This is a genomic window from Cytobacillus oceanisediminis 2691 (assembly GCF_000294775.2).
In the GTDB taxonomy this organism is placed as follows: domain Bacteria; phylum Bacillota; class Bacilli; order Bacillales; family Cytobacillaceae; genus Cytobacillus; species Cytobacillus pseudoceanisediminis.
Genome location: NZ_CP015506.1, coordinates 1,066,213 through 1,087,185, shown reverse-complemented (window position 1 = coordinate 1,087,185; position 20,973 = coordinate 1,066,213). Strand labels below are relative to the sequence as shown.

The 20,973-nt window shown below is 36.5% G+C and carries 14 protein-coding genes and 2 pseudogenes; 6 read left to right on the top strand and 10 right to left on the bottom strand.

Annotated features, from left to right (window positions below):
• Window positions 1-74: 74 nt before the first annotated feature.
• The 4 genes from A361_RS05570 to A361_RS05555 all read right to left on the bottom strand — a co-directional run bounded on the left by A361_RS05570 (window position 75) and on the right by A361_RS05555 (window position 2,215).
• Window positions 75-494 carry a hypothetical protein gene (locus A361_RS05570; protein WP_019382425.1) on the bottom strand — a complete coding sequence of 140 codons (420 nt, stop codon included), beginning with the start codon at window positions 492-494 and terminating at the stop codon, window positions 75-77.
• Between the two features lie 141 nt (window positions 495-635).
• Window positions 636-1,097 (bottom strand): STAS domain-containing protein, encoded by a 462-nt coding sequence (locus A361_RS05565; protein ID WP_019382426.1) that lies wholly within the window; start codon window positions 1,095-1,097, stop codon window positions 636-638.
• 31 nt (window positions 1,098-1,128) lie between these two features.
• The gene (locus A361_RS05560) at window positions 1,129-1,503 is read right to left on the bottom strand and encodes a DnaJ family domain-containing protein (protein ID WP_019382427.1); all 375 of its coding nucleotides are present in this window, start codon (window positions 1,501-1,503) and stop codon (window positions 1,129-1,131) included.
• Window positions 1,504-1,627: 124 nt separating this feature from the next.
• A complete protein-coding gene (locus tag A361_RS05555) occupies window positions 1,628-2,215 on the bottom strand; it encodes a peroxiredoxin (RefSeq protein WP_226280810.1) in 588 nt (195 codons plus the stop codon).
• 122 nt (window positions 2,216-2,337) lie between these two features.
• Here A361_RS05555 and A361_RS05545 point away from each other — a divergent pair, with 122 nt between their 5' ends.
• Window positions 2,338-2,565: a hypothetical protein gene (locus A361_RS05545; protein WP_335582809.1), complete on the top strand. Its 228-nt coding sequence runs from the start codon at window positions 2,338-2,340 to the stop codon at window positions 2,563-2,565.
• Window positions 2,566-2,603: 38 nt separating this feature from the next.
• Here the strand turns inward: A361_RS05545 and hutH are convergent, their stop codons facing one another.
• Entirely contained in the window at window positions 2,604-4,097 is a 1,494-nt protein-coding gene (gene hutH / locus A361_RS05540; protein ID WP_026041753.1) for a histidine ammonia-lyase, read from the bottom strand.
• Between the two features lie 346 nt (window positions 4,098-4,443).
• Complete coding sequence (locus tag A361_RS05535) at window positions 4,444-5,283, bottom strand: STAS domain-containing protein (RefSeq protein WP_019382430.1); 840 nt, start codon at window positions 5,281-5,283, stop codon at window positions 4,444-4,446.
• A gap of 201 nt (window positions 5,284-5,484) precedes the next feature.
• Between A361_RS05535 and A361_RS05530 the strand changes: the two are divergent.
• Window positions 5,485-5,796: pseudogene (locus A361_RS05530) on the top strand (toprim domain-containing protein); the annotation flags it as partial.
• A 166-nt stretch (window positions 5,797-5,962) separates the two neighbouring features.
• On the opposite strand, the gene A361_RS05525 reads toward A361_RS05530, so the two are convergent.
• Both A361_RS05525 and A361_RS05520 read right to left on the bottom strand, forming a co-directional pair.
• Window positions 5,963-7,045 carry a hypothetical protein gene (locus tag A361_RS05525; RefSeq protein WP_019382432.1) on the bottom strand — a complete coding sequence of 361 codons (1,083 nt, stop codon included), beginning with the start codon at window positions 7,043-7,045 and terminating at the stop codon, window positions 5,963-5,965.
• Window positions 7,032-8,486, bottom strand: coding sequence for a DUF5677 domain-containing protein (locus A361_RS05520; RefSeq protein WP_019382433.1), 1,455 nt, complete (start codon window positions 8,484-8,486; stop codon window positions 7,032-7,034). The genes A361_RS05525 and A361_RS05520 overlap by 14 nt, the downstream gene beginning before the upstream one ends.
• A gap of 102 nt (window positions 8,487-8,588) precedes the next feature.
• Between A361_RS05520 and A361_RS05515 the strand changes: the two genes are divergently transcribed.
• On the top strand, window positions 8,589-13,157 hold the full coding sequence (locus tag A361_RS05515) for an ATP-binding protein (protein WP_019382434.1): 4,569 nt from the start codon (window positions 8,589-8,591) through the stop codon (window positions 13,155-13,157).
• Window positions 13,158-13,206: 49 nt separating this feature from the next.
• On the opposite strand, the gene A361_RS05510 is transcribed toward A361_RS05515, so the two are convergent.
• Window positions 13,207-15,396 carry a DNA topoisomerase III gene (locus A361_RS05510; RefSeq protein WP_019382435.1) on the bottom strand — a complete coding sequence of 730 codons (2,190 nt, stop codon included), beginning with the start codon at window positions 15,394-15,396 and terminating at the stop codon, window positions 13,207-13,209.
• A 146-nt stretch (window positions 15,397-15,542) separates the two neighbouring features.
• Here A361_RS05510 and A361_RS05505 point away from each other — a divergent pair.
• Both A361_RS05505 and A361_RS05500 read left to right on the top strand, forming a co-directional pair.
• A pseudogene (locus tag A361_RS05505) lies at window positions 15,543-16,487 on the top strand (DNA topoisomerase); the annotation flags it as partial.
• Between the two features lie 100 nt (window positions 16,488-16,587).
• Complete coding sequence (locus A361_RS05500) at window positions 16,588-17,901, top strand: short-chain fatty acid transporter (protein ID WP_019382437.1); 1,314 nt, start codon at window positions 16,588-16,590, stop codon at window positions 17,899-17,901.
• Window positions 17,902-18,046: 145 nt separating this feature from the next.
• Here A361_RS05500 and A361_RS05495 read toward each other — a convergent pair whose 3' ends face one another.
• Window positions 18,047-19,405, bottom strand: a complete 1,359-nt coding sequence (locus tag A361_RS05495) for an IS1182 family transposase (protein ID WP_009336809.1) — start codon at window positions 19,403-19,405, stop codon at window positions 18,047-18,049.
• A 198-nt stretch (window positions 19,406-19,603) separates the two neighbouring features.
• On the opposite strand from A361_RS05495, the gene A361_RS05490 reads away from it, so the two are divergent.
• Window positions 19,604-20,884, top strand: a complete 1,281-nt coding sequence (locus tag A361_RS05490; protein ID WP_019380275.1) for an MDR family MFS transporter — start codon at window positions 19,604-19,606, stop codon at window positions 20,882-20,884.
• Window positions 20,885-20,973: the final 89 nt, after the last annotated feature.

The window sequence follows — 20,973 nt, the reverse complement described above, 5'->3', positions numbered from 1 at the left end:
TTTTTACAGTTCTTTAGGGAATTTTTCATATATAAAAGGCAGAGGTGCTTCCCCTGCCTTCGTTTTCATTGTTTTTAGATCCAGCGGCATCCGCAGAAACCTCTTCTTCTGCGGTCATCATCATCTCGGCGGCGTCTGCATCCTCTTCCAGATCCGGCTAAGTCTCTGTTGTACCATAAGTCACCAGCACCGCGTACGTCATCACGGCGATGTTTTCTGCGGTCGTCTTCTGCTCCGCCCACACTGTCTCTTCCACAGCCGCAATGGTTTCTGCGATTGTCTTCGATACCAAATACATCGTCATCACGGTGGTGCTTCCTGCGGCGGTCTTCTGCTCCACCTACACCATCCCGACGGTGCTTCCTGCGGCGGTCTTCCGCTCCACGTACATCATCACGGCGGCGATCATCATCTTCTTTTACAATAACTCTTTCGGCTCTGATTTCTACTTCATCTGCATTAATCTCAAATCTTCTTCTCCAATCTCTCGACATATTTCTACCTCCTTTCTCATGGATACTATAGAATATGTGCCACCGGAGGTTTTCGCATGGACAAATCCCCAAAGGGAAAGAAAATGTGCCTGTTCAATGAAAAAAACCCCTGTCCTATTCAGGAGAGGAGTTTTTGAGAATTTATATTTTTTGAAAGACGAGGCTGTTTATTTTCATTAAATGCTTTAAGGCCGCCTGGAAGGTTGCATGTGTTTCAGCATTTAGCTCTATTCCGGAAAGGACGATTTCCTTTATCAGCTGCGGGGTCATTCCTACAAAGTAAGGCTTAACCCCCATGAGGTTAATGGAATCAGTCAGGTTGCGGATTTGCTGTCCAAGTTCGGAAAGGCACATCTGCTCTATGCGGTCGACCGTAATGTCTGTAAAATCTATGATGGCGAATTCAGTGTCATGCTCTTTAATATGATTCAGGATTTTAGCCGTAATTTTTTCAAATCGTTCTGCCATGAGCAGGCCTGTAATAGGCACCAGTATCGTCTGGGGAATGATCGATGGTATAATCGGTGCAGTCATATCCGCTATGGCTGCCTCATATTCTTCCACTCTTTTTTCAAGGACCGTTATATATTCATCTTTGTTCATGTATTCTCCTCAATTCCAATCATCTGATCCATTAGAATAATTTATTGTTAATTTTCTCTTCGTAGTTTTTGAAAAGGGATGAATTGGTGTTTTGTCTTCTTTTCGACATCATGCTGTTAAAGCGGATCATCTTTTCGTTAAGCTTCTTCTGCAATGCCTTTTTTTCTTCCTGATCCTCACATTGTTTAATCAGGTCTTCGATCGTTAGCATTTCCTTCTTCATTTGGTTTTCTTCATCAGTGAATCCGGCATTCTTCATGATGCGGTAGGCCATGCGCAAATTTTCAGGGACGGAAGACAGGTCATCGAACGGAAGCGGTTTCCCATAGCCTGGCAAATTATCAAACTCGCCATCCTTGTACGCTTTTTTGATCCGATCTTCAGACAGTATAGAAAAGAAGTCCAATCTCTAGTTCCCCCTTCACTTCATTTGTTACTTATTATTATATATTTTCAGCGCTGCTTATTAAAGCAATTATGTATATGGAGGACCTGCAGAAAAATCAAGAGAAAGCTTGCGCCTCCTCCCTTCAGATTTTGCCTATTAAGTTCGGATCCATGTTTATCCCGGTCTGGCCAGGCTGCCAATTGGCCGGCACACCTTTTCCTGTCTGCTGAGCATATTGAATTCCCTGCATGATTCTGACATGTTCATGCAGATTTCTTCCAACTTCTCCAGGGTAAATGATCTTCGCCGCAATAATGCCATTAGGGTCGATAAAAACGGATGCCCTGATGGCCGCTCCTGAATTCTCGTCCAAAACCCTGTAAGCTCTGCTTATTTGATGGGTTCGATCACTTACCATTGGATAATTTACATTTTTCAAAGAGGGAGATGTTTCCTTAAATACTTTATGGGCGTATACACTGTCCGTGCTGATGGACATTACTTCACAGTTTAAAGCTTTTAAATATGGATTCACAGCGGCGACCGCCGCCAATTCTGTCGGTCAGACAAATGTGAAATCACTCGGATAAAAAAACAGCAGAACCCATTTTCCGATATAATTCTCCAAATTGACTTTTTTTATTTGATGATCAATGACAGCATCTGCAGTAAAAACAGGAGCTCGATCTCCCCGGCCCGCACAAAATACGGAGGCATTCGAATCGTTCATGGCTATCCCCCTCCCTTCCTCTTTCGTCTCTGCTATATATACTTATGCGGCCAAAGACAAAATTGAACGGAAAATATTGAGTGAATCAGCCGTACATAGTCCAGGTGTCCAAGGGAAAAATAGTGAAAGAATATGAATTCAAGAATGAAAGGAGCCAGACTATGTCACGCGGAGTCCATTTTAATCATAAAAGAAAACATCACCCTGGGGAATTTCCTGAACACACAATGGTCGAGCGCCACACAACTGAAGCACAGGAAGACGAAGAATTTATTGTGACACAGGAAGCTTTTAAGAACCGCTTTGAAGAAGATGAAGCAAAGCAACTTGAGGAAAGAGCCAAAGATTAAAAAGCCGGGGGCCTGAATAACATTCAGACCCCTGCTGCTTATATTGCGTCTACTTCCACTTCTTTCAGCCAGGACGCGCATGCTTCAATATCCTTTGAGAATACGCGGTCTTTTGTGATGGAAGGCACCACTTTTCTTGCTTCTTCATAAAAACGTTTTGTTTTATCAGCCATTTTATCTGAACCGCGGTATTCTGCTGCCTGGAGTGCGCAAATCAGTTCAATTGCAAGCACTTTATTAACATTCTGGATAATCTGATATGCATGTCTTGATCCGATGGTTCCCATGCTCACATGGTCTTCCTGATTCCCGGATGAGGGGATGGAATCCACACTTGCGGGATGGGCAAGTGTCTTATTCTCCGATACAAGTGAAGCTGCAACATATTGGAGAATCATCGCACCAGACTGCAGTCCAGGTTCCGGGCTTAAAAATGGCGGCAAATCACTCAGCTGCGGGTTAACAAGCCTTTCAATCCGGCGCTCTGAAATATTGGCCAATTCCGCAACCGCGATTTTCATGAAGTCCATTGCAAGTGCGATTGGCTGCCCATGAAAGTTTCCGCCGGATATAACGCTTTCCCCGTTTTCAAAAATCAGCGGGTTATCTGTGGCTGCATTCATTTCAATTTCAAGCTTTTCTTTCACATAATCAAGCGCCTGCCAAGATGCTCCATGCACCTGCGGGATGCAGCGGATGGAGTACGCGTCCTGGACCCGGATTTCTCCCTGTCTTGTGATCAGGCTGCTGCCTGAGAGATATTCCCTCACTCTTCTTGCTGTATCGACCTGCTGCTGATAGCCTCTTGCCTGATGGATATTCTCATCAAACGCATCAATAATTCCGTTTAAGCCCTCCATTGTAACTGCAGCGATCAATTCACTTTGATAAGCGATTTTTTCCGCTTCCAGATAGCCAATCACTCCCATTGCCGTCATCGCTTGAGTGCCGTTAATCAGGGCAAGCCCTTCCTTCGCCTGTAATGTTAAAGGCTCGATTCCCTCCTGAACAAGCACTTCAAGAGCAGGCTTTCTTACCCCCTTGAAAAACACTTCCCCTTCTCCCATTAACACTAATGCCAAATGGGAAAGAGGAGCCAAATCGCCGCTCGCTCCAAGAGATCCCTGCTGCGGGATGACAGGATGGATTTGTTTATTCACAAGCGCTAAAAGAGTTTCTATCACGACAGGACGGACTCCTGAAAATCCTTTCAATAAAGCATTGGCTCTTAATAGGAGCATAGCTCTCGAAACAGCCTCCGGAAATGGTTCCCCTACACCGCAGGCATGCGAGCGGATTAAATTCAGCTGAAGATCCTCTACATCTCCCTGATCAATTCTTACATCGCTGAATTTGCCAAAGCCAGTGTTAATGCCGTAAATGACCTTTTCTTCACTTACAATTCTCTTAACAGCTTCACGGCTGTTTTTTACACGCAGCATGCTTTCCTCCGATGCTGCAGCCTTTACTCCTTCAAAAAGCACTCTTTTGGCTTCAGACAAAGTAAGGGTATTTCCATTTAAAGTAACCACTTTGTTCTCCTCCCCGCGAGTTAAAGTCATCATCGAATCTGTCAATTTTTCCATTTCATTTCCTCCTCGGTACATTAGCGAGATAAAGAAAAGGCTGTATCTCAAACACAGGTTTGAAATACAGCCTTTTTAAAAAGATTATTTGCAGTATCAGTTTTTAGATGTCTCATCTTTATCACAGCCTAATTTTGATATATTTTCTGAATATAATTAATTCTATGTGCCATATGAGAGGATGTCAATTAATTTTTACCATTTTTTAACAAGTTAGATTGTTAGAATGGTAACACAGTAAAGCGTTTTTATTATAGCTATATAAAAAGCCGGCATTTCTGCCAGCTTGATTTCATTCAATGTCTTGTCTTTTCAGTGCTTGCTTTAATGTACCGTAAGTATTAATGCCTGTGAAGTCCAGGCCAAGCTGAATGGAAGTCTGGGCAACTTCAGGGCTGATGCCGGAGATGGTGGATTTTACCCCCAGCAGCTTTAAAGCTGTCGTTAAAGAGAATATTTGATGGGCAACCATCGTGTCGATGATGGCCACACCTGATAAATCAATGAATAGATGTTCTACATCTTCTTTTGCACATTTTTTCGGAATTTCCTCCAGCAGGATTCGTGCACGTTCGGTGTCTATATTTCCGATAAGAGGGAGTACAGCTGTATGGTCTTTTATCGGAATAACAGGAGTTCCAAGTTCATTGATCAGACTTTGCTGGGCAACAAGCCTGTTGGTCGTTAATTGATAATACTTCTCTGAAAATTTATTAATGAGCTTATCAAAAGCCTTGTTAATAATTGTGCTCCATTTCAATACATCATCTGCTGTGACTTCAGACTTGTTTTCGTTAATGAACTTTTCAACAAAATGCCAATAGGTTTCCCGCACATTGCTTAAAGCTTCAAGCACTTGAAAAATGGGCGTATTAGAATCCACTCTGCTCTCCGCTACTGTAATGGCCCATTCTTCCATATTCTCGTTAAAAGTGTCCTCATCAATCAGAGCTGCTGAAACGGTGCGGTTGGTAAATGTATTTTGTTCTCTCAGGAGCTTCTCATAAGCAGAGTCTGCATCTGCAGAATAAATGGAACCTTTCTGTTTATCCCTTAAAGACAGCCACATATCTGTGATATTGATTGAATTCTCCTGAATGTAATCATAAAGAAGCCGATTTTTTGCATTCATTCATTTCACCTTGTCTCTTTCTATTTGTAAACAAACTGGTAAGTTCATTGTAGAATGAATTGTGGCTGATGAAAAGCAATACAACTTAGGCAGTTATTCACTTTACTGCCCATCAAAGTTTATCCCATTACAAATATTGATTAATTTCAGCTATACTTAGTTTGTACAGAAATGGCTGAATGTAATTTGAAAGGAGTTCTTATGAAATCACTTGTTCTTGCTGAAAAGCCCAGTGTTGCCCGTGAAATTGCACGGGTTCTGGGATGCCGGCAATCTCATAAAAGCTATATGGAAGGCGATAAATATATCGTGACATGGGCTCTTGGCCATCTAATCGAGTTAAAGATGCCTGAGCATTATGACACCAAATACAAAAACTGGAATCTGGAGGATCTGCCGATTATTCCTGATCAAATGGGCCTGAAGGTGATGAAGCAGACCAGCCACCAGTATAAAGCGATTGAGAACCTGGCAAAGCGGAAGGATATTAAGGAAATTATCATTGCTACTGATTGTGATGTATCTCTATAAAAATAAAATGTACATAAATCCTATATTATATTAAAAGCTTTAATTACAAGAATATCTTGGGTTTTTGGATTGCACATAATACTTTTGCTGAATTTGTACATAATTAAAAGCCTATCAAATATATTTCATATTTGATAAGCTCCTACATTTAAAACAGAGGTGAAAATTTGTTTTCATAAAATTCATTCACAGCTAAATTAACGTCCCGTAAGTTGATATCATGTAACTCTTTATTTTCAAGCTGTAAATTTTGAATAACGTATCCATATAAATTGAGTCCATCTATTTTAGTTAAGAATTCGTTATAGGACACATTCACTAACTTTTCATAATCAAAAATTCTTTCAAATAAGTAGCTAATAGTAGCTCTAATAATTTGCTTATCTAAATCTAAATTTAAATTATATTTCAGAGATGTATATAATACGGTTAGATATTTAAAAGGCAAATTACCACGGATATAAGGTATAAAATTAGTTGTAGACATAGTGAATAAGATATTCATTCCTTGTGATAAATAACCTATTTGTGAAAAGAAAAATATTTCACTTATGGGCGCTTCTTTGTTACCCATAAATTCCGTATTTATAAAATTTGTGATCCTTTCTTTTAAAGAATTATTTCCTACCTCGTCATCCCAACCAAATAATATCCAATCTTTAACTGGCTCCTTCAAATACCTTTCTATATCCTCAAAAGTGTTTATTTTTTTAAAGTAATCTTCAATACTAATAATACCTTCGAATAAAGAAACAAAAAATTGATTTGCAGCTTCAGTAACAATTCTAATTGGAATTAAAGTACGTATAGGTAAGATAAAAAAATCGTGTGAGCAGATTTTAAATAATTCTATAGACTCCCGTATATTTTTTTGAATTACTTCTGAGAATTTCTCTCGCATCTTTGGAGGGAGATCTTTGTCTAAAAGGTTTAAATAGCTTATTAAAGGGTCATCTATTATACAGATTGTACCACTGATTTTCATAGAATAATGTTGTAAATATTCAAGATCTATTTTAGTGACAGCTGTAAGGAAAACAGTCTCTAATTCAGGAAATTCATATTCATAAATTGAGTTTAATACATTTTCATTTCTTTTCCAAAATAAATTTAATTCTTCTACAAACTCAATAAAATATTCTTCCTCCCAATCTTTTAATCCTAATTCTAAAAGTTGAATGTACTCATTTTGGATTTCAATTAATTCTTCCAAGAATTTAGTTTTTACCATTTTGGATTTCCTCCAAGTGGTAAGGATACCCATATAATTCTTTTAAAAGCTCTAATGTTTTTTGCATAAGCATTTTAGAATCATGCCATACACTTTTTAAATTCTGTTGATTCTCAATGTCTGGAACACAATGGAATTGATGACTAGCAGTATCACATTTTAATAAGCTGCTTTCTCTAATAGCTCCCCACAAACCGTGTTCATAAATTGAATCGTAATCATATAGATGTTTATACAAATCAGATTCATTTACCATCTCTGCTTTCTTTTTAATATTATGGCTTCCAAAATAATTCAAATCCATATCGATAAAATTCTTGCTTTTATATTCTTCCACTAACAATCCTATATATTTATAATCTACATGACTGTTAGGGTAGATATTGCCACTATCTTCATATCTTTCGGTTATCAGTTTAAACTGGCCCAACCCGTAATATTGATATTCTTCCCAAATATTCTCCTTATCTTCTTCTCTAAGAAGTAAATATTTCATCATAATATAGTTTTCGATTAAAGATCTAGTGATACTTCGACCGGTGATAGTGTTATAAAGATTAAATTCCACTAATTCCAAAAATCGTTTATATGAAAAGGTTGCTATCCCCAATAAAACTAACATTTTATTATTCAATGGAGATGTTGTATGGAATAAATCTGTGAAATACTTTAATTCTTTGTATGTTTTCTCTAAGGATTCCTTTTTATCTGTTAAATCTTCTACATCAAACTTAATTTGAAAAAGCTCACATTCAGACAATTCGCTCATCCTTTCCCAAAATAATTCAAGATACGTTATATCTATATTTTTTTCAAAAGAAGGTGACACCATTTCTAAAGTTCTTATAGTAGGTCTAATCATCGCCATTAAAGGGTTATCATGTTCCAATAATGGATACTGTTCAATTAGTTCAAGATGTTGTGCAGGCATAATAATTCTATTTTTTAAATGCATGTAGAAAAAAATTAAATATCTTAGGTCTGTAGTTTGATTAGAATGTTGACTTGAAAATTCTTTGAGAGTTTCTTCTAATTTGCTTGTTTTTTCTTCAAGGGTATCTTTATTGCTTGAAAAATATTTTGCGAATGTTCTACTCACTGAATAACTAACAATAATTGTGAGTGGAGATAAAATATTTTTATCGACTTTAGTTAATAAGTATTCATAAAATTTTTTCTGTTTTTCCTCTGAGAGTTTTAAAATGTTTGAAATCTTAGGGTGATTATCTCCTGGAGGTAAGTATTTATTCAATTCGTATAAAATAGATTCAATTAATTGAAAAGATTTTTTGCGAGAATTAGACTTGTAAATTAAAGCCATCCAAATGTACTCGGGTAGTCTTCCTAGATACCATTGTTCTTCCTTTCCAATTTGGGTTAATATTTCATTAAAAGGTGTTATAAATTTTCCCTTTTTCAATTTATGACCTTTATACTCCATAAATTAGCCCCCTGCTTTTTATATAATATTCACTTTCAATTCTAGCATGTTTAAAAGTAAACTGGAAAAAATAACTAAAACATTAATTAGGAATGGTGTCTAATGACTGGAATACAAAATCCAACATCAGGAATAGCAAATCCATATTGGTATGAATGGACAGTAGGCTTAGATCAAGCGATAAATATGCTTAATCCAGAAAACAATATTAAATCCATTACGTTACAAGCCCCTGATTTACAAGGGCTAGATGATGTAGTAATAAAATATCATGATGATTGTGTTGAATGTATTCAAGTTAAGCATACACGAGAAGGAGATCAGTTAAGTTTTTCAGATATTATCTCTAGAAAGAACAATCAATCTTATATTTCGAAATTCGCTAAGGATTGGATGAAGTTAATTCAAGATGTACATGTAAAAAAAGTTATTCTTTATACTAATAGGATTATTAATGATACTCCTAATAATAGAAATGGCCTTTATAGACCCGGATTAGCTAGCTTTTTAAAAAAATTAAGTGAACAAGTACATACTGTTAAAAGAATTAATGATATTGTGTTCCCAAAAGAATGGAAAAAAGCTTGGGAAAGGTTTCTGAAAGAATTAGATATATTAGAAAATGACAAACAAAAATTGGAGTTTTTAAAGGTATTAGAAATTCAAGCTTCTCAACCAGATTTATTAGAGTTAAAAAAAATTGCCATAAATAAAATTGAAGCTACTTTACAAAGTAGTGTACGTATTTCAGAAGCTCTATTTGATAAATTAGTAGTTGCACTATTTACTTGGACAACTACTCATAGAAATAAAGAGGAAATTTCACTAGAAGATTTATATGAAGCATTATCCATTGAGTCTTATGATTTTAAAGGAATTGTAAGTTTACCTACTACAGAACCGTTTATAGAATCCAGAGTTAAATTTTGTGAGGATTTCGAGAGAGAAATTTTAAATACTGATAAAAAAGTAATATTTTTATCAGGAGAAGCTGGCTCGGGGAAAACAAATGTAGCTAGTTTTTTAGTTAATAAAGTAAATTCAATTATCTCTTTAAAATACTATACGTTTAAACCTCTTAACATACAATCTGATTACCTTTCAGCTGATAAAGGAGGAAGTAATCCAAAGATTTTATGGGGGGATTTACTTTTACAATTAAAAGATAGATTAAAAGGACGACTTTCTAAATATAATGTCCCTATGTCAATTGAGTTTATTGATTCTATTGATCATTTGCGTACAGAAGTTATTCGTTTATCAGAGATTATGAGTGAACTAAGTGGGAAGAAAACAATTATTCTTATAGATGGAATTGATCATGCAGCTAGGTCCGGACAAGATTCAAGTTTTTTAAATACCCTTTTGCCCCCCGAATTACTTTCAGATAAAGTTTGCTTTGTAATTATTGGGCAACCTATAAAAAGTTATAATAATTATCCTACTTGGATAAATGATTCTAGTGTAGTAAAAATAGAAATGCCCCCTGTTACAGTAAAAGATGTAGAGAGTCTATGTGAGAACTTCAAGATAGTTTTAAATGATACTGAAAGGTCCTCACTGGCTAATTTTATTCACCACAATACAAAGGGAAACATATTATTATCTATCTTTTTAATCCATGAATCTCAAAAGTATTCGAATCTAAGTGAGTTTGAAAGTGTATTACAAACACAAAATATCTCGCAAGGTTTAAATTTATATTATGAATATATTTGGAAAAGTGCTATTTCAGAATGGGGAGATACATTCGAGCATCTTGAGAAGATATTAGCTGGATTGTTTAGTCTTATCAATAAAGGAATACACTTTAAAGATTTAGAAATTATTTTTCCTAACCTAGGCCTAGGAGCTTTAAATTGGAAAAATGTACTTGATAAGCTTTTCCCTTTAATAATAGAGCATGAAGGTGTGTATACGGTTTTCCATAATGATTTTAGAACATACCTTCAAAAAATTTTAGAACAAGATCCATATATATTAAAGGAAGTATCTTCTTATTTAGCAGATTTTTTATTAGAAAGGTGCAGAGATATTCCTTTAAAACACGGACATATATTCAATTTGCTAACTAAGGCACAACGACAAAACGAATTTTTTGGATTAATGAATCCAGAATATATTAAAGATGCTATAAAATATCGTAGACCATTAGAAGAAATTGAAGAGCAGATATTATTTTGCTTAGAATATATAAATGAAAATTTCAATATTGAAAATTTATTTAAACTAAGTATCTCTATTAGTACACTAAATCAATTTTTACAGAGTAATCAGTGGGCAGATATTAATTATGTGCCTTCTGTAGAATATATAAAATTAAAAGATAGCGAAAAATACTATTCTCCTGTTGAAAATTTAAGTATATATGAAATCTTAGAAATACTAAACGATATACTTTACTTAATTAAAAATAATGAAAAAAGTAGGGGTAATAATTTAATTAATAAGTGGTTTGGAGCTTTGGGTCCATTAGAATTAGTTAAACTACTTAACATACCATTAATAGTAGGAGAAAGATTGAATGAAGACATTAAAGAAATGCTTTGGAGATTTGGATATATTAATGCTTGTTTTAATAGAGATATACAAATCAAAGATTTATCTGACGAAGATGAAAAAATTATTGTAGCACTTTATTCAAGGGGGTTTTTATCTTATCTTTCAGAAACTAAACATGATGATATTATAAATAAAATAGATAGTATATCTATTATGTATAAAAAGGATTATGAAAAATTTCTTGTTAGAGCTCTTGGTCATTATACAGAAGATGTATTACTCGAGCTAATTACTAAAAAAAATTATAAAGAATATGATTTATACACATTATTAGAAATATATTTCTGGGCTTTAAAATGTAATATGGTTGAAGAAGTTCAATTTGTAAAATCTATCATCGTAAAAACAAAATTAGAAGTTTTTAAGGAAGAAAGATATTTTGACCGTTCTTTTAAACCAATTCTGTTACTAACAATAGCAAAATCGTATGAAAATGAAGAATACGAAGTAATTATTGAAGATTTTAGAAATATTAATCTTTCAAGGTCGCATATTCAATTAGAGATTTACTCAAATTACGTACAAGCTGCTTACTATCTTGGGAAACTTTATAAAATGATTAATTCACAAGAAGTCCAATATACTAATGAATTTGTAAAACATTTAGTAAGCATTCTTAATCCCAATAACATCACCATTACTCTTAGTCATTTTAATATTTTATCAGCATCAAGTTGGTTATTAAATCAATTTAAAGAAATTACAGATTTATTACCAAGGGAATTTGAAAATAAATTAATTGAAGTATTAAAGGAACATTTAGAAAATCCTAATAACATTTTATATCTAGAATCTATCTGGCCTATTCTTCAAGAATTCGGAGAGAATGAAGTTTTAAGTAAGTTATATTCATATTGGATGGATCATGAAGGGAAAGTGTGGGGAGAAGAGTTTTCAGAATTACAAAGATTAGCTAATTTATTCTTAGATTTATCTAAAGGTGTGATTGATTCATCTAGGATATTAGCTGCTGAAAATATTTTATCATCTAAATTTCTTGGGTATATTGGCAGGAAAGAATATTCGTTATTCAATTTACTCGAATGGTTCGAGATTGTATCAGATAATCACCCAGCTATTTGGAAAACAACAGGGATTGAATTATTAAATATCAACAATATAGCTTCTGAATTAGGCGATAATAGAGCTTCAATTTATTTAAAAAACGCTGTTTCTAAAGCTGCTATAAACAGTGGTCCCAATGATTTTAATAGATTTTTTAATCTAGAGCATATGTACGACCCTGAATGGATGAGAACAATTTTTGATGGAATTATCTCTAATATGGAAAGTCATATATTCACAGATGATGAATGCAATTTTCTTATAAAGGCAGCTAAAAGAGTATTCCCCTGTAATGAATCTTTTAGAAATCAAAGCTTTTACAACTTAAATTGTATTTATCTTTCAGATGTTAGAGATGCCATAATAGCAAGCAAAAATAGAGAAGATAATATAGCTTACATTGAGAAAATGAAAAAACAATATTCATTTTTATTTAAACTACCTAAGGTGTCTAGAGATGCGTATAGAATTGAGGAACGTTTTTTCAATAAAAAGGAACCGAATATCAAATTAAAAAGTGTGATAGAGATTCCACAAATTTTAGATTTAATTAAAGAAAATCATTTTGAGAAGGATAAGTACGTCAACTTTAATGAACTATTAGATGATATTAAATGTATAGATCCACTTATATCTCGAAAAAATGCAAAAATGCTCTACAACTCTATATATCATTTAATTTGTACTAGAGAAAATACTCCCTGGTTCTATGATGGCGTAGGCACTATATATAAGCATATTGTTTCTTCTATTGATGAGGAATATAAAAAACAAATTCTCTCAAATATAATTCAATTATTTAGAAAGCCAAATCAATTACTTGATAGTAAAATATACTCCTTAGCTAGTGATATAGAAAACTATATTATTGCTTACTGTAAAGGATTACCTCTTGAAAAGAAAAAATCTTTTTTAAATGAATTAATAAATCTGCATAAATTGTGGATTACGGGTAATTATACAATCACATTTAAGATTAAATATAAAATTAATAGCAAAGATGATGTCGTTGATAATTGGTCAGAATTTTTTTCTATATTATAATTAGAAAACTAAAGCAGCTTATAAATGTATAGCTGCTTTAGTTTTAACTTTATTCAGATTTAAAACCTTTTAATAAATCAGCAAAAGGATTATTTAAAGGTACCTCTTTCTCCTGCTGCTTCATATACTTCTGTACACTTCGCTTATCTACTTTACCGCTGCCTTCTTTTTTACGACGAGCTTCAAATGCAGATAGCTTTTCACGGTGACCACATTTACATACGAAAATTTGACCATCGCCTTCGCCTCTAAGCTCCAGCTTTTTCTTACATTGAGGACAACGAGCATTTGTTACACGTGCCACAATTTTCTTATGGCCACATTCACGATCTTGGCAGACAAGCATTTTACCTTTCTTACCATTCACTTCAAGCATTGGCTTACTGCAATCAGGACATGATTTTGTTGAAATATTATCGTGCTTATATTTCTTATCGCTTGATTTGATTTCAGCAACAATTTTTTGTGTATGCTGCTTCATTTCATTGATAAATACTTCTTTTTTTAATTTCCCTTTTGCAATTAATTCTAGCTTTTGTTCCCATTCAGCAGTAGTTGCAGGTGAGCGTAATTCTTCAGGCACTAGATCTAAAAGTTGACGACCTTTTGAAGTAATATAGATTTCTTTACCGCCACGTTGCTCAATCATAAATGAATTGAAAAGCTTATCGATAATATCCGCACGAGTTGCTACAGTACCTAATCCACCAGTTGATTTTAAAGTATCAGCTAACTGTTTATCGGTAGTTTCTAAATACTTTGTTGGGTTTTCCATTGTAGATAGTAATGTTGCTTCGTTAAAGCGAGCTGGAGGCTTTGTTTGGCCTGAGGTTTGAGCAATTAAACGAACTTCTAACGTTGAACCATTTTCGATTAGTGGGAAAACCTGTTCCTTTAAATCGTCATTTGATTCTTCGTCATCAAAGCGATTTTCATATACTTCTTTCCAACCTGGCACTGTAATTGTTTTACCTTTTGCAACAAAGTTTTCATCACCAATTTTTGCACGTAACGTTAGTTGCTCATATTCATGAGCAGGGAATAAAACTGCTAGGAAACGTTTTACGACTAAATCATAAATTTTACGTTCCTTATCATTAAAGTTTGCGAAGTTTACGTATTCTTCCGTTGGGATAATTGCATGGTGATCAGATACCTTAGAATCATCTACAAACGCTTTTGTTGCTTTTATAGGCTTAGATAATACTTTGTTAGCAAACGGGCGGTATTCGCCAATACCACACGCTTTTAGACGTTCTGGTAACGTTGCTACGATATCACTTGATATATAGCGTGAATCAGTACGAGGATACGTTAATACTTTATGTTGCTCATATAGCTTCTGCATAATATTCAAAGTATCTTTTGCAGAGTAACCAAAAATTTTATTCGCATCACGTTGTAATTCTGTTAAATCATAAAGGCCAGGTGCAAATAATTTTTTAGGCTTGCGTTCCACTTCAGTAACTTTTGCATTGTTATTACCTAATTTTTTTATAATGCTATCGATTTTTCCTTTATCAAAGCTACGGCTATTGCCCTTTGCATCTTGCCAAGTAAGTTTTAAATTATCTTTTGTTTTTGCTTCAATACCATAGTATGTTTGAGGCTTAAAGTTTTTAATTTCATCTTCACGAACTGCAACCATGGCAACGACTGGCGTTTGTACACGACCACAGTTTAATTGCGCATTAAAACGTGTAGTTAAAGCACGTGTAGCATTCAAACCAATATACCAGTCTGCTTCAGAACGAGCGACTGCCGCATGATAAAGGTTTTCGTAGTCTTTACCTGGCTTTAAATTCGCGAAGCCTTCTTTAATAGCCTTATCCGTTACCGATGAAATCCATAGGCGTTTAATAGGCTTTTTCACGTTTGCTTTTTCAATAATCCAACGTGCAACTAATTCGCCTTCTCTCCCTGCATCCGTAGCTACAATTATTTCGTTTACATCACTACGACTTAATTGCGATTTCACTGTATTAAACTGTTTACCTGTTTGCTTCATTACGACTAATTTCATCTTTTCAGGTAACATCGGTAAATCTTCTAAATTCCATGTTTTATATTTAGAATCATATGTTTCTGGATCTGCTAATGTTACAAGATGTCCAAGTGCCCAAGTAACAATATATTTATCACCTTCTAAAAAACCATTCCCTTTTTTTGAACACTTCAGCACATTTGCTATGTCACGTGCTACTGAAGGCTTCTCGGCAATTACTAAACTTTTTACCATATTAAAAACTCCTTTATTTACATCTGTAATGTTAAATATACCATAAGTAAGAGTTTCCTTTATTTAATACAGCATTACTTAGTAGCCAAAATAGTCATTGCTTGTTTTAGAATAGCTACTTCCTTTTTTAATCTCTCATTTTCTATCTGTACGAATTGATACTGCGGAGATTTCTGGCCATTTTCCATAACCCTTATAAGTATGAAACCATCCATGCTTCGATAGAAGTTAACAGTGAGACATTCACTGCCAGGGAAACAGCAGTTATCGACCTGGGTTATCGCAAGGTTGAACGCAGCAGTGATGAAGAAACAGGAAAACAGAGCCTTAGGAACATCTCAAAAGGACAGAGCTTTACGGTACAAACGGCTGAATTGTCCGCCAAGCTTACTGAACCTCCTCTTCGCTATTCCGAAGCTGACATATTGACCCAGATGGAAAAATACAGCTTGGGAACACCTGCGACTAGAGCGGAAATCATTGAACGGCTCCTTGATACGGAAGCGATCGAAAGGCAAAATGGACGTCTGTTTCCGACTAAAAAGGGCAAACAGCTGATGGACCTGGTGAATGAAGATCTGAAATCACCGGAACTGACTGCTAAATGGGAACAGGAATTGGAGAAAATCGCACGCGGAAAAGCAGATCCCAAAGAGTTTTTGCAGAATATCCGCAAGCAGACACGGACATTGGTTTCAGAAATTAAAAAGAGCGATAAATCTTACCGTGCCCATAATCTCACGGGCTCAAAATGTCCAGAATGCGATTCCTTCCTAAAAGAAAGAAATACCAAGGACGGAAAAATACTTGTCTGTTCCAATCTTGATTGTAATTTCCGAAAGCGCAAAGATCCAAAGCTTTCAAACCGCCGCTGCCCTCAGTGCCGCAAAAAAATGGAAATCCACCAGGGCAAAGCAGGAGCCTACTTCCAGTGCCGGCCATGCAATGTGGTGGAAAAAGCACAGGACAAAAAGAAAGCCGTCAACAAACGGGAAGAGCGAAAACTTGTTCAGAAATACACCCAGAAGGAAGATTCCTTTGGAACAAGCCTTGGCGATTTGCTTAAGGCTGCCATGGAAGATAAGGATTAATATATAGCCCTGGCTGATGCCAGGGCTCTTTCTTTATGAACAGGCATACACAGCTTGTCCTCTCCATAGCATGTACTAATACTGAAAGGAGAGTGAAGAGATGTTAACCAGAGTGGCAGACCGTTTCTCCAAGCTTGTGGAAAGGTATCTCCCAGACGCCTTTGTCATTGCGGTATTAATGACTCTGTTTGTGTTTATTGCAGGGTTTTTCATGAAGCCTTCCGAACCTGTTGAGCTATTTAAATCCTTCGGTGACGGCTTCTGGGTGTATCTTGCTTTTACCATGCAAATGGTGCTCCTCCTAATGACAGGCATGGCGCTTGCTTCAGTTCCTTCTGTACAGCGTATACTTGAAAAGCTGTCCTCAAAAGCGAAGACTGCCAACCAGGCCTACGTGCTGACTTTTCTCGTTTCATCTGCTGCTTATTATATTAACTGGGGCCTTGCTGTTGTCGTTGGCGCCATTATTGCCCGTGAAGTTGGGAAAAGAAATCAGAACGCACACTTCCCCCTATTGGTGGCTGCAGCCTATGCACCAACTGCTCTTTATACGGCTGGTTTATCAAGCTCAATTGGTTTGACTGTTGCGACCAAGGGCCATTTTCTCGAGGAAGCGGCTGGCGTCATCCCCACTTCGGAGACCATTTTCCATCCTGGAACAATTGCGATTTTAATTGCTCTTGTAATGACTATGCCAATTTTCATTGTGCTGATGGCACCCAAAAAAGGCATTATCTCATACGTTCCCCCTAAGGCACCCAAGCAGGACGCTGAACAGAAGGAAGTTTTAAAAACTCCCGCCGGAAAGCTTGAAAGAACACCCTTTCTCGGCATCATTACCGGATTAATCGGGGTAATCTATGTCATATTTGAGTTTGTAAACGGGCGTGACCTTGACTTGAATATTATCAATATTGCCTTTTTATCGTTAGGCCTCATCCTTCATAAATCGCTCGTACAATACGCCAATGCTTTTAAAGAAGCGGGTTCTGCCATTTCTCCTATCATTCTGCAATTTCCATTTTACGCCGGGATTATCGCCGTTCTCGGCAGCTCCGGGTTAGCAGAGTCTATAATTAATGGGATGGCATCCATAGCAAGTAAAGACACCTTTGATATATTCACCTATTGGTCCGCCGGTCTCGTCAATATTCTTGCTCCTTCAGGCGGCGGGCAGTGGGCATTGCAGGGGCCGCTTCAAGTGCCTGCCGGTCTCCAGCTTGGTGTGGATCCTGCCATTACGGCTATGGCTGTAGGCTGGGGTGATGCCTGGACGAATCTGATCCAGCCTTTCTGGGCCCTTCCTATACTGAGTGTGGTTGGCCTTCATATTCGTCATATAATGGGCTACTGTGCATTACTGGCCATATGGGTTGGCATAGTTACTACGGTCTTGATGTTTTTTGTATATTGATTAAGAAAAGCCAAGCCTAATCAAGGCTTGGCTTCAGTTTGTAGACAAAAAGAGTTCGGAATAGTCTCATTCCGAACTCTTTTTGTCATTTTTTGTAGGACTTCAAGTAATTACAGAGAATTGCAGACCTCTCCGAGGTTATCATTTAGGCCATTTCTGGACCTTGCCAAGTCCAGTTGGCCATTTTCTTCAAATTCATGGCAGCGAAAGTAAGCATCGCCTGCATCGACATTTTTTTAAGTCCCCTGAGGGTTGTCCAACGCATGCCATGCTTTTCTTTTGCATCTGCGAATACTCGTTCAATTGTTTCTTTGCGTTTTTCATAGATCGGTTTGACGTCTTGATGGTGGCGAAGATGATCTGCTTCTTCCACATGTTCCTCCCACACATGACGTTGAATCAGTTTTTGATGTGCTTGACTCTGTGTGCATTGAGACAAGAAAGGGCATCCAGCACAAATTCGAGGATCTGATTTATATTGACGATACCCTTCCTTTGTAGTTGTAGTATATTTTAATATCTCACCAGTTGGGCAAATGTAACAGTCAAAATGCTCATCATAAACATACTCATGTTTTCTGAAGAAACCCTCTTTTGTGCGAGGTCGTGTGTAAGGTAAAGCAGGTGTGATGTCGTTTTTCAATAAGTAGCTCGTGATAGCAGGTGTTTTATAGGCTGCGTCTGCCGCAACAGCTTTTGGTTTACTAACTTTCTCAATGACTTGTTCTACCAATGGCTCTAAAATATGACTATCATGCGTGTTACCAGGGGTTACAATTGCGCCTAACACGAAGCCGTTGCGGTCTGCGGCCGCATGGAAAGAATAAGCGAACTGTTTTGTACGCTCATCTTTTACATAGTAGCCACTCTCTGGATCTGTTGTACTTTCCTTGATTTCTTTGTATTCTTCTTTATCAAACTTATCTGGTGGAAACGGCTTTTTTCCATGATCCTCGCGGTCTTGGTTAATCTCCTCTTGAAGGCGTTCTTGATAAGCACGGGTTTCTTTTCGAACAACTTTCTTTTCAAATTTGCGTTTATTTGCACTCGCTTTTACATGAGTAGAATCTACAAAAACGTGTTCAGCACTAATTAAATTCTTTTCAGCTGCGGTTTTTAAGATTCGGTAAAATATTTGTTCAAAGAGATCGGTGTCTTTAAATCGGCGCTCATAATTTTTACCGAAAGTTGAGAAGTGAGGAACTTTATCGTGAAAGCCATATCCTAAAAACCATCGATAAGCCATATTCGTTTTCAATTCTTCAATTGTTTGACGCATGGAGCGAATACCGAAGGTATATTGAATAAATGTGAGTTTAATTAATATTACAGGGTCAATACTTGGGCGGCCTTTTTCTGAATACTTATCTTTTACCAAGTCATAGATGAATGAGAAATTAATCGCCGCTTCAATTTTGCGGACCAAATGGTCCGCCGGTACAAGTTCGTCTAAAGCAACCATTTCAATTTGATCCCGTTGAATTGGATTATGTTTTGAAAGCATTTAAATCACCTCAAGCATTGTATTACTTCTATTTTAAAATAAAAAAGACTGCAGACAAGCACGATTTTCATCGAGTTTGTCGACAGTCTGAAGCCAAGCCTAATCAAGGCTTGGCTTTTTTGGAAAAAGTCTTCTTGTGTTTTTTTCAATTTTGGTAGTATGATAGCGTTATTCTGAGATTGAAGTTGGGGAAACAGCATGAAAATAAAAGATTGGGATAAGAATTTAAAAGTAAGGTTATTTGGGGAAGCGCTTATGAATATTACATTCTGGATGTTCTTCCCGTTTTTAACGATTTATTTCGCGGATGAATTCGGAAAAGACAAGGCTGGTTTATTGCTCATTTTTTCTCAGGTATTCTCCGTACTTGCCAACTTAATGGGCGGTTATACAGCTGACCGCTTTGGCCGCAAGAAAATGATGGTTCTCTCTGCATTTGGACAGGGACTTTCATTCATCATTTTTGGATTTGCCAGTTCACCCTGGCTGGATTCTCCGGTGCTTGGCTTTATCTGCTTTGCTTTTGTGGGAATATTCGGTTCATTTTATTGGCCGGCAAGCCAGGCAATGGTTGCAGATGTGGTCGAGGAAAAGGACAGAAGCCAGGTATTTGCTATTTTTTACACTTCAATTAATATTGCTGTTGTGGTGGGTCCCATTTTAGGAGCCATTTTCTATGTCCATTACCGTTTTCAGCTTCTTATGGCCGCCGGCATTATCTGTATCCTATTATCTTTCATCCTTTCCCGGTGGACAAGGGAAACATTGCCAATACAAATACTTGCAGAAAGCGGAAATAGTAAATGGCATGCAGTTTTATTAAAGCAAACGAAAGATTATGGCATTATCTTCAGGGACAAAACCTTTCTCCTTTTTATCATAGCAGGTGTTCTGGCTGCACAGACTTTTATGCAGCTTGATCTATTATTACCTGTCTATACAAATGAAGCTGTTCATAATCAGGCGCTTTTTAAATGGAATGACTGGTACTTTTCTGTTCAGGGAGAACAGGCTTTTGGCATTCTGCTGTCTGAGAACGGCTTCCTCGTAGCCTTATTTACCGTAGCCGTAACGAAAATGATGTTAAAGTACAAAGAAAGAAATGTCTTTATTTTATCATCTCTTACTTATGCAGCAGCCATCATCATGTTAGGGCAAACGCAATGGATATGGGGATTAATTCTGGCTATGGCCGTTTTCACTATGGGTGAATTAATGACAGCCGGCCTTCAGCAGAGCTATGTATCAAAAATTGCTCCAGATCATATGCGGGGTCAGTACTTTGCAGCTGCCTCCCTTCGATTTACAATCGGGAAAACCATTGCACCTATCTCCATTCCGCTTACAGTCTGGATCGGATATGACTGGACGTTCTTCATACTGGCGCTGCTGGCTGTTGGAAGTGCGTTTTTGTATTGGCTGATGTTTGCTTTGCCTGAAAGAAATAATGCATCCCATGCCAAAAAGGAATCTGTATAAGGTTCCTTTTTAATTATGTCTCCGTCCATAGATGGAGACCCAAGGTTCTCGAGCACGAATTTCAATTCAATAGGTTTCTTTTTGCGAAC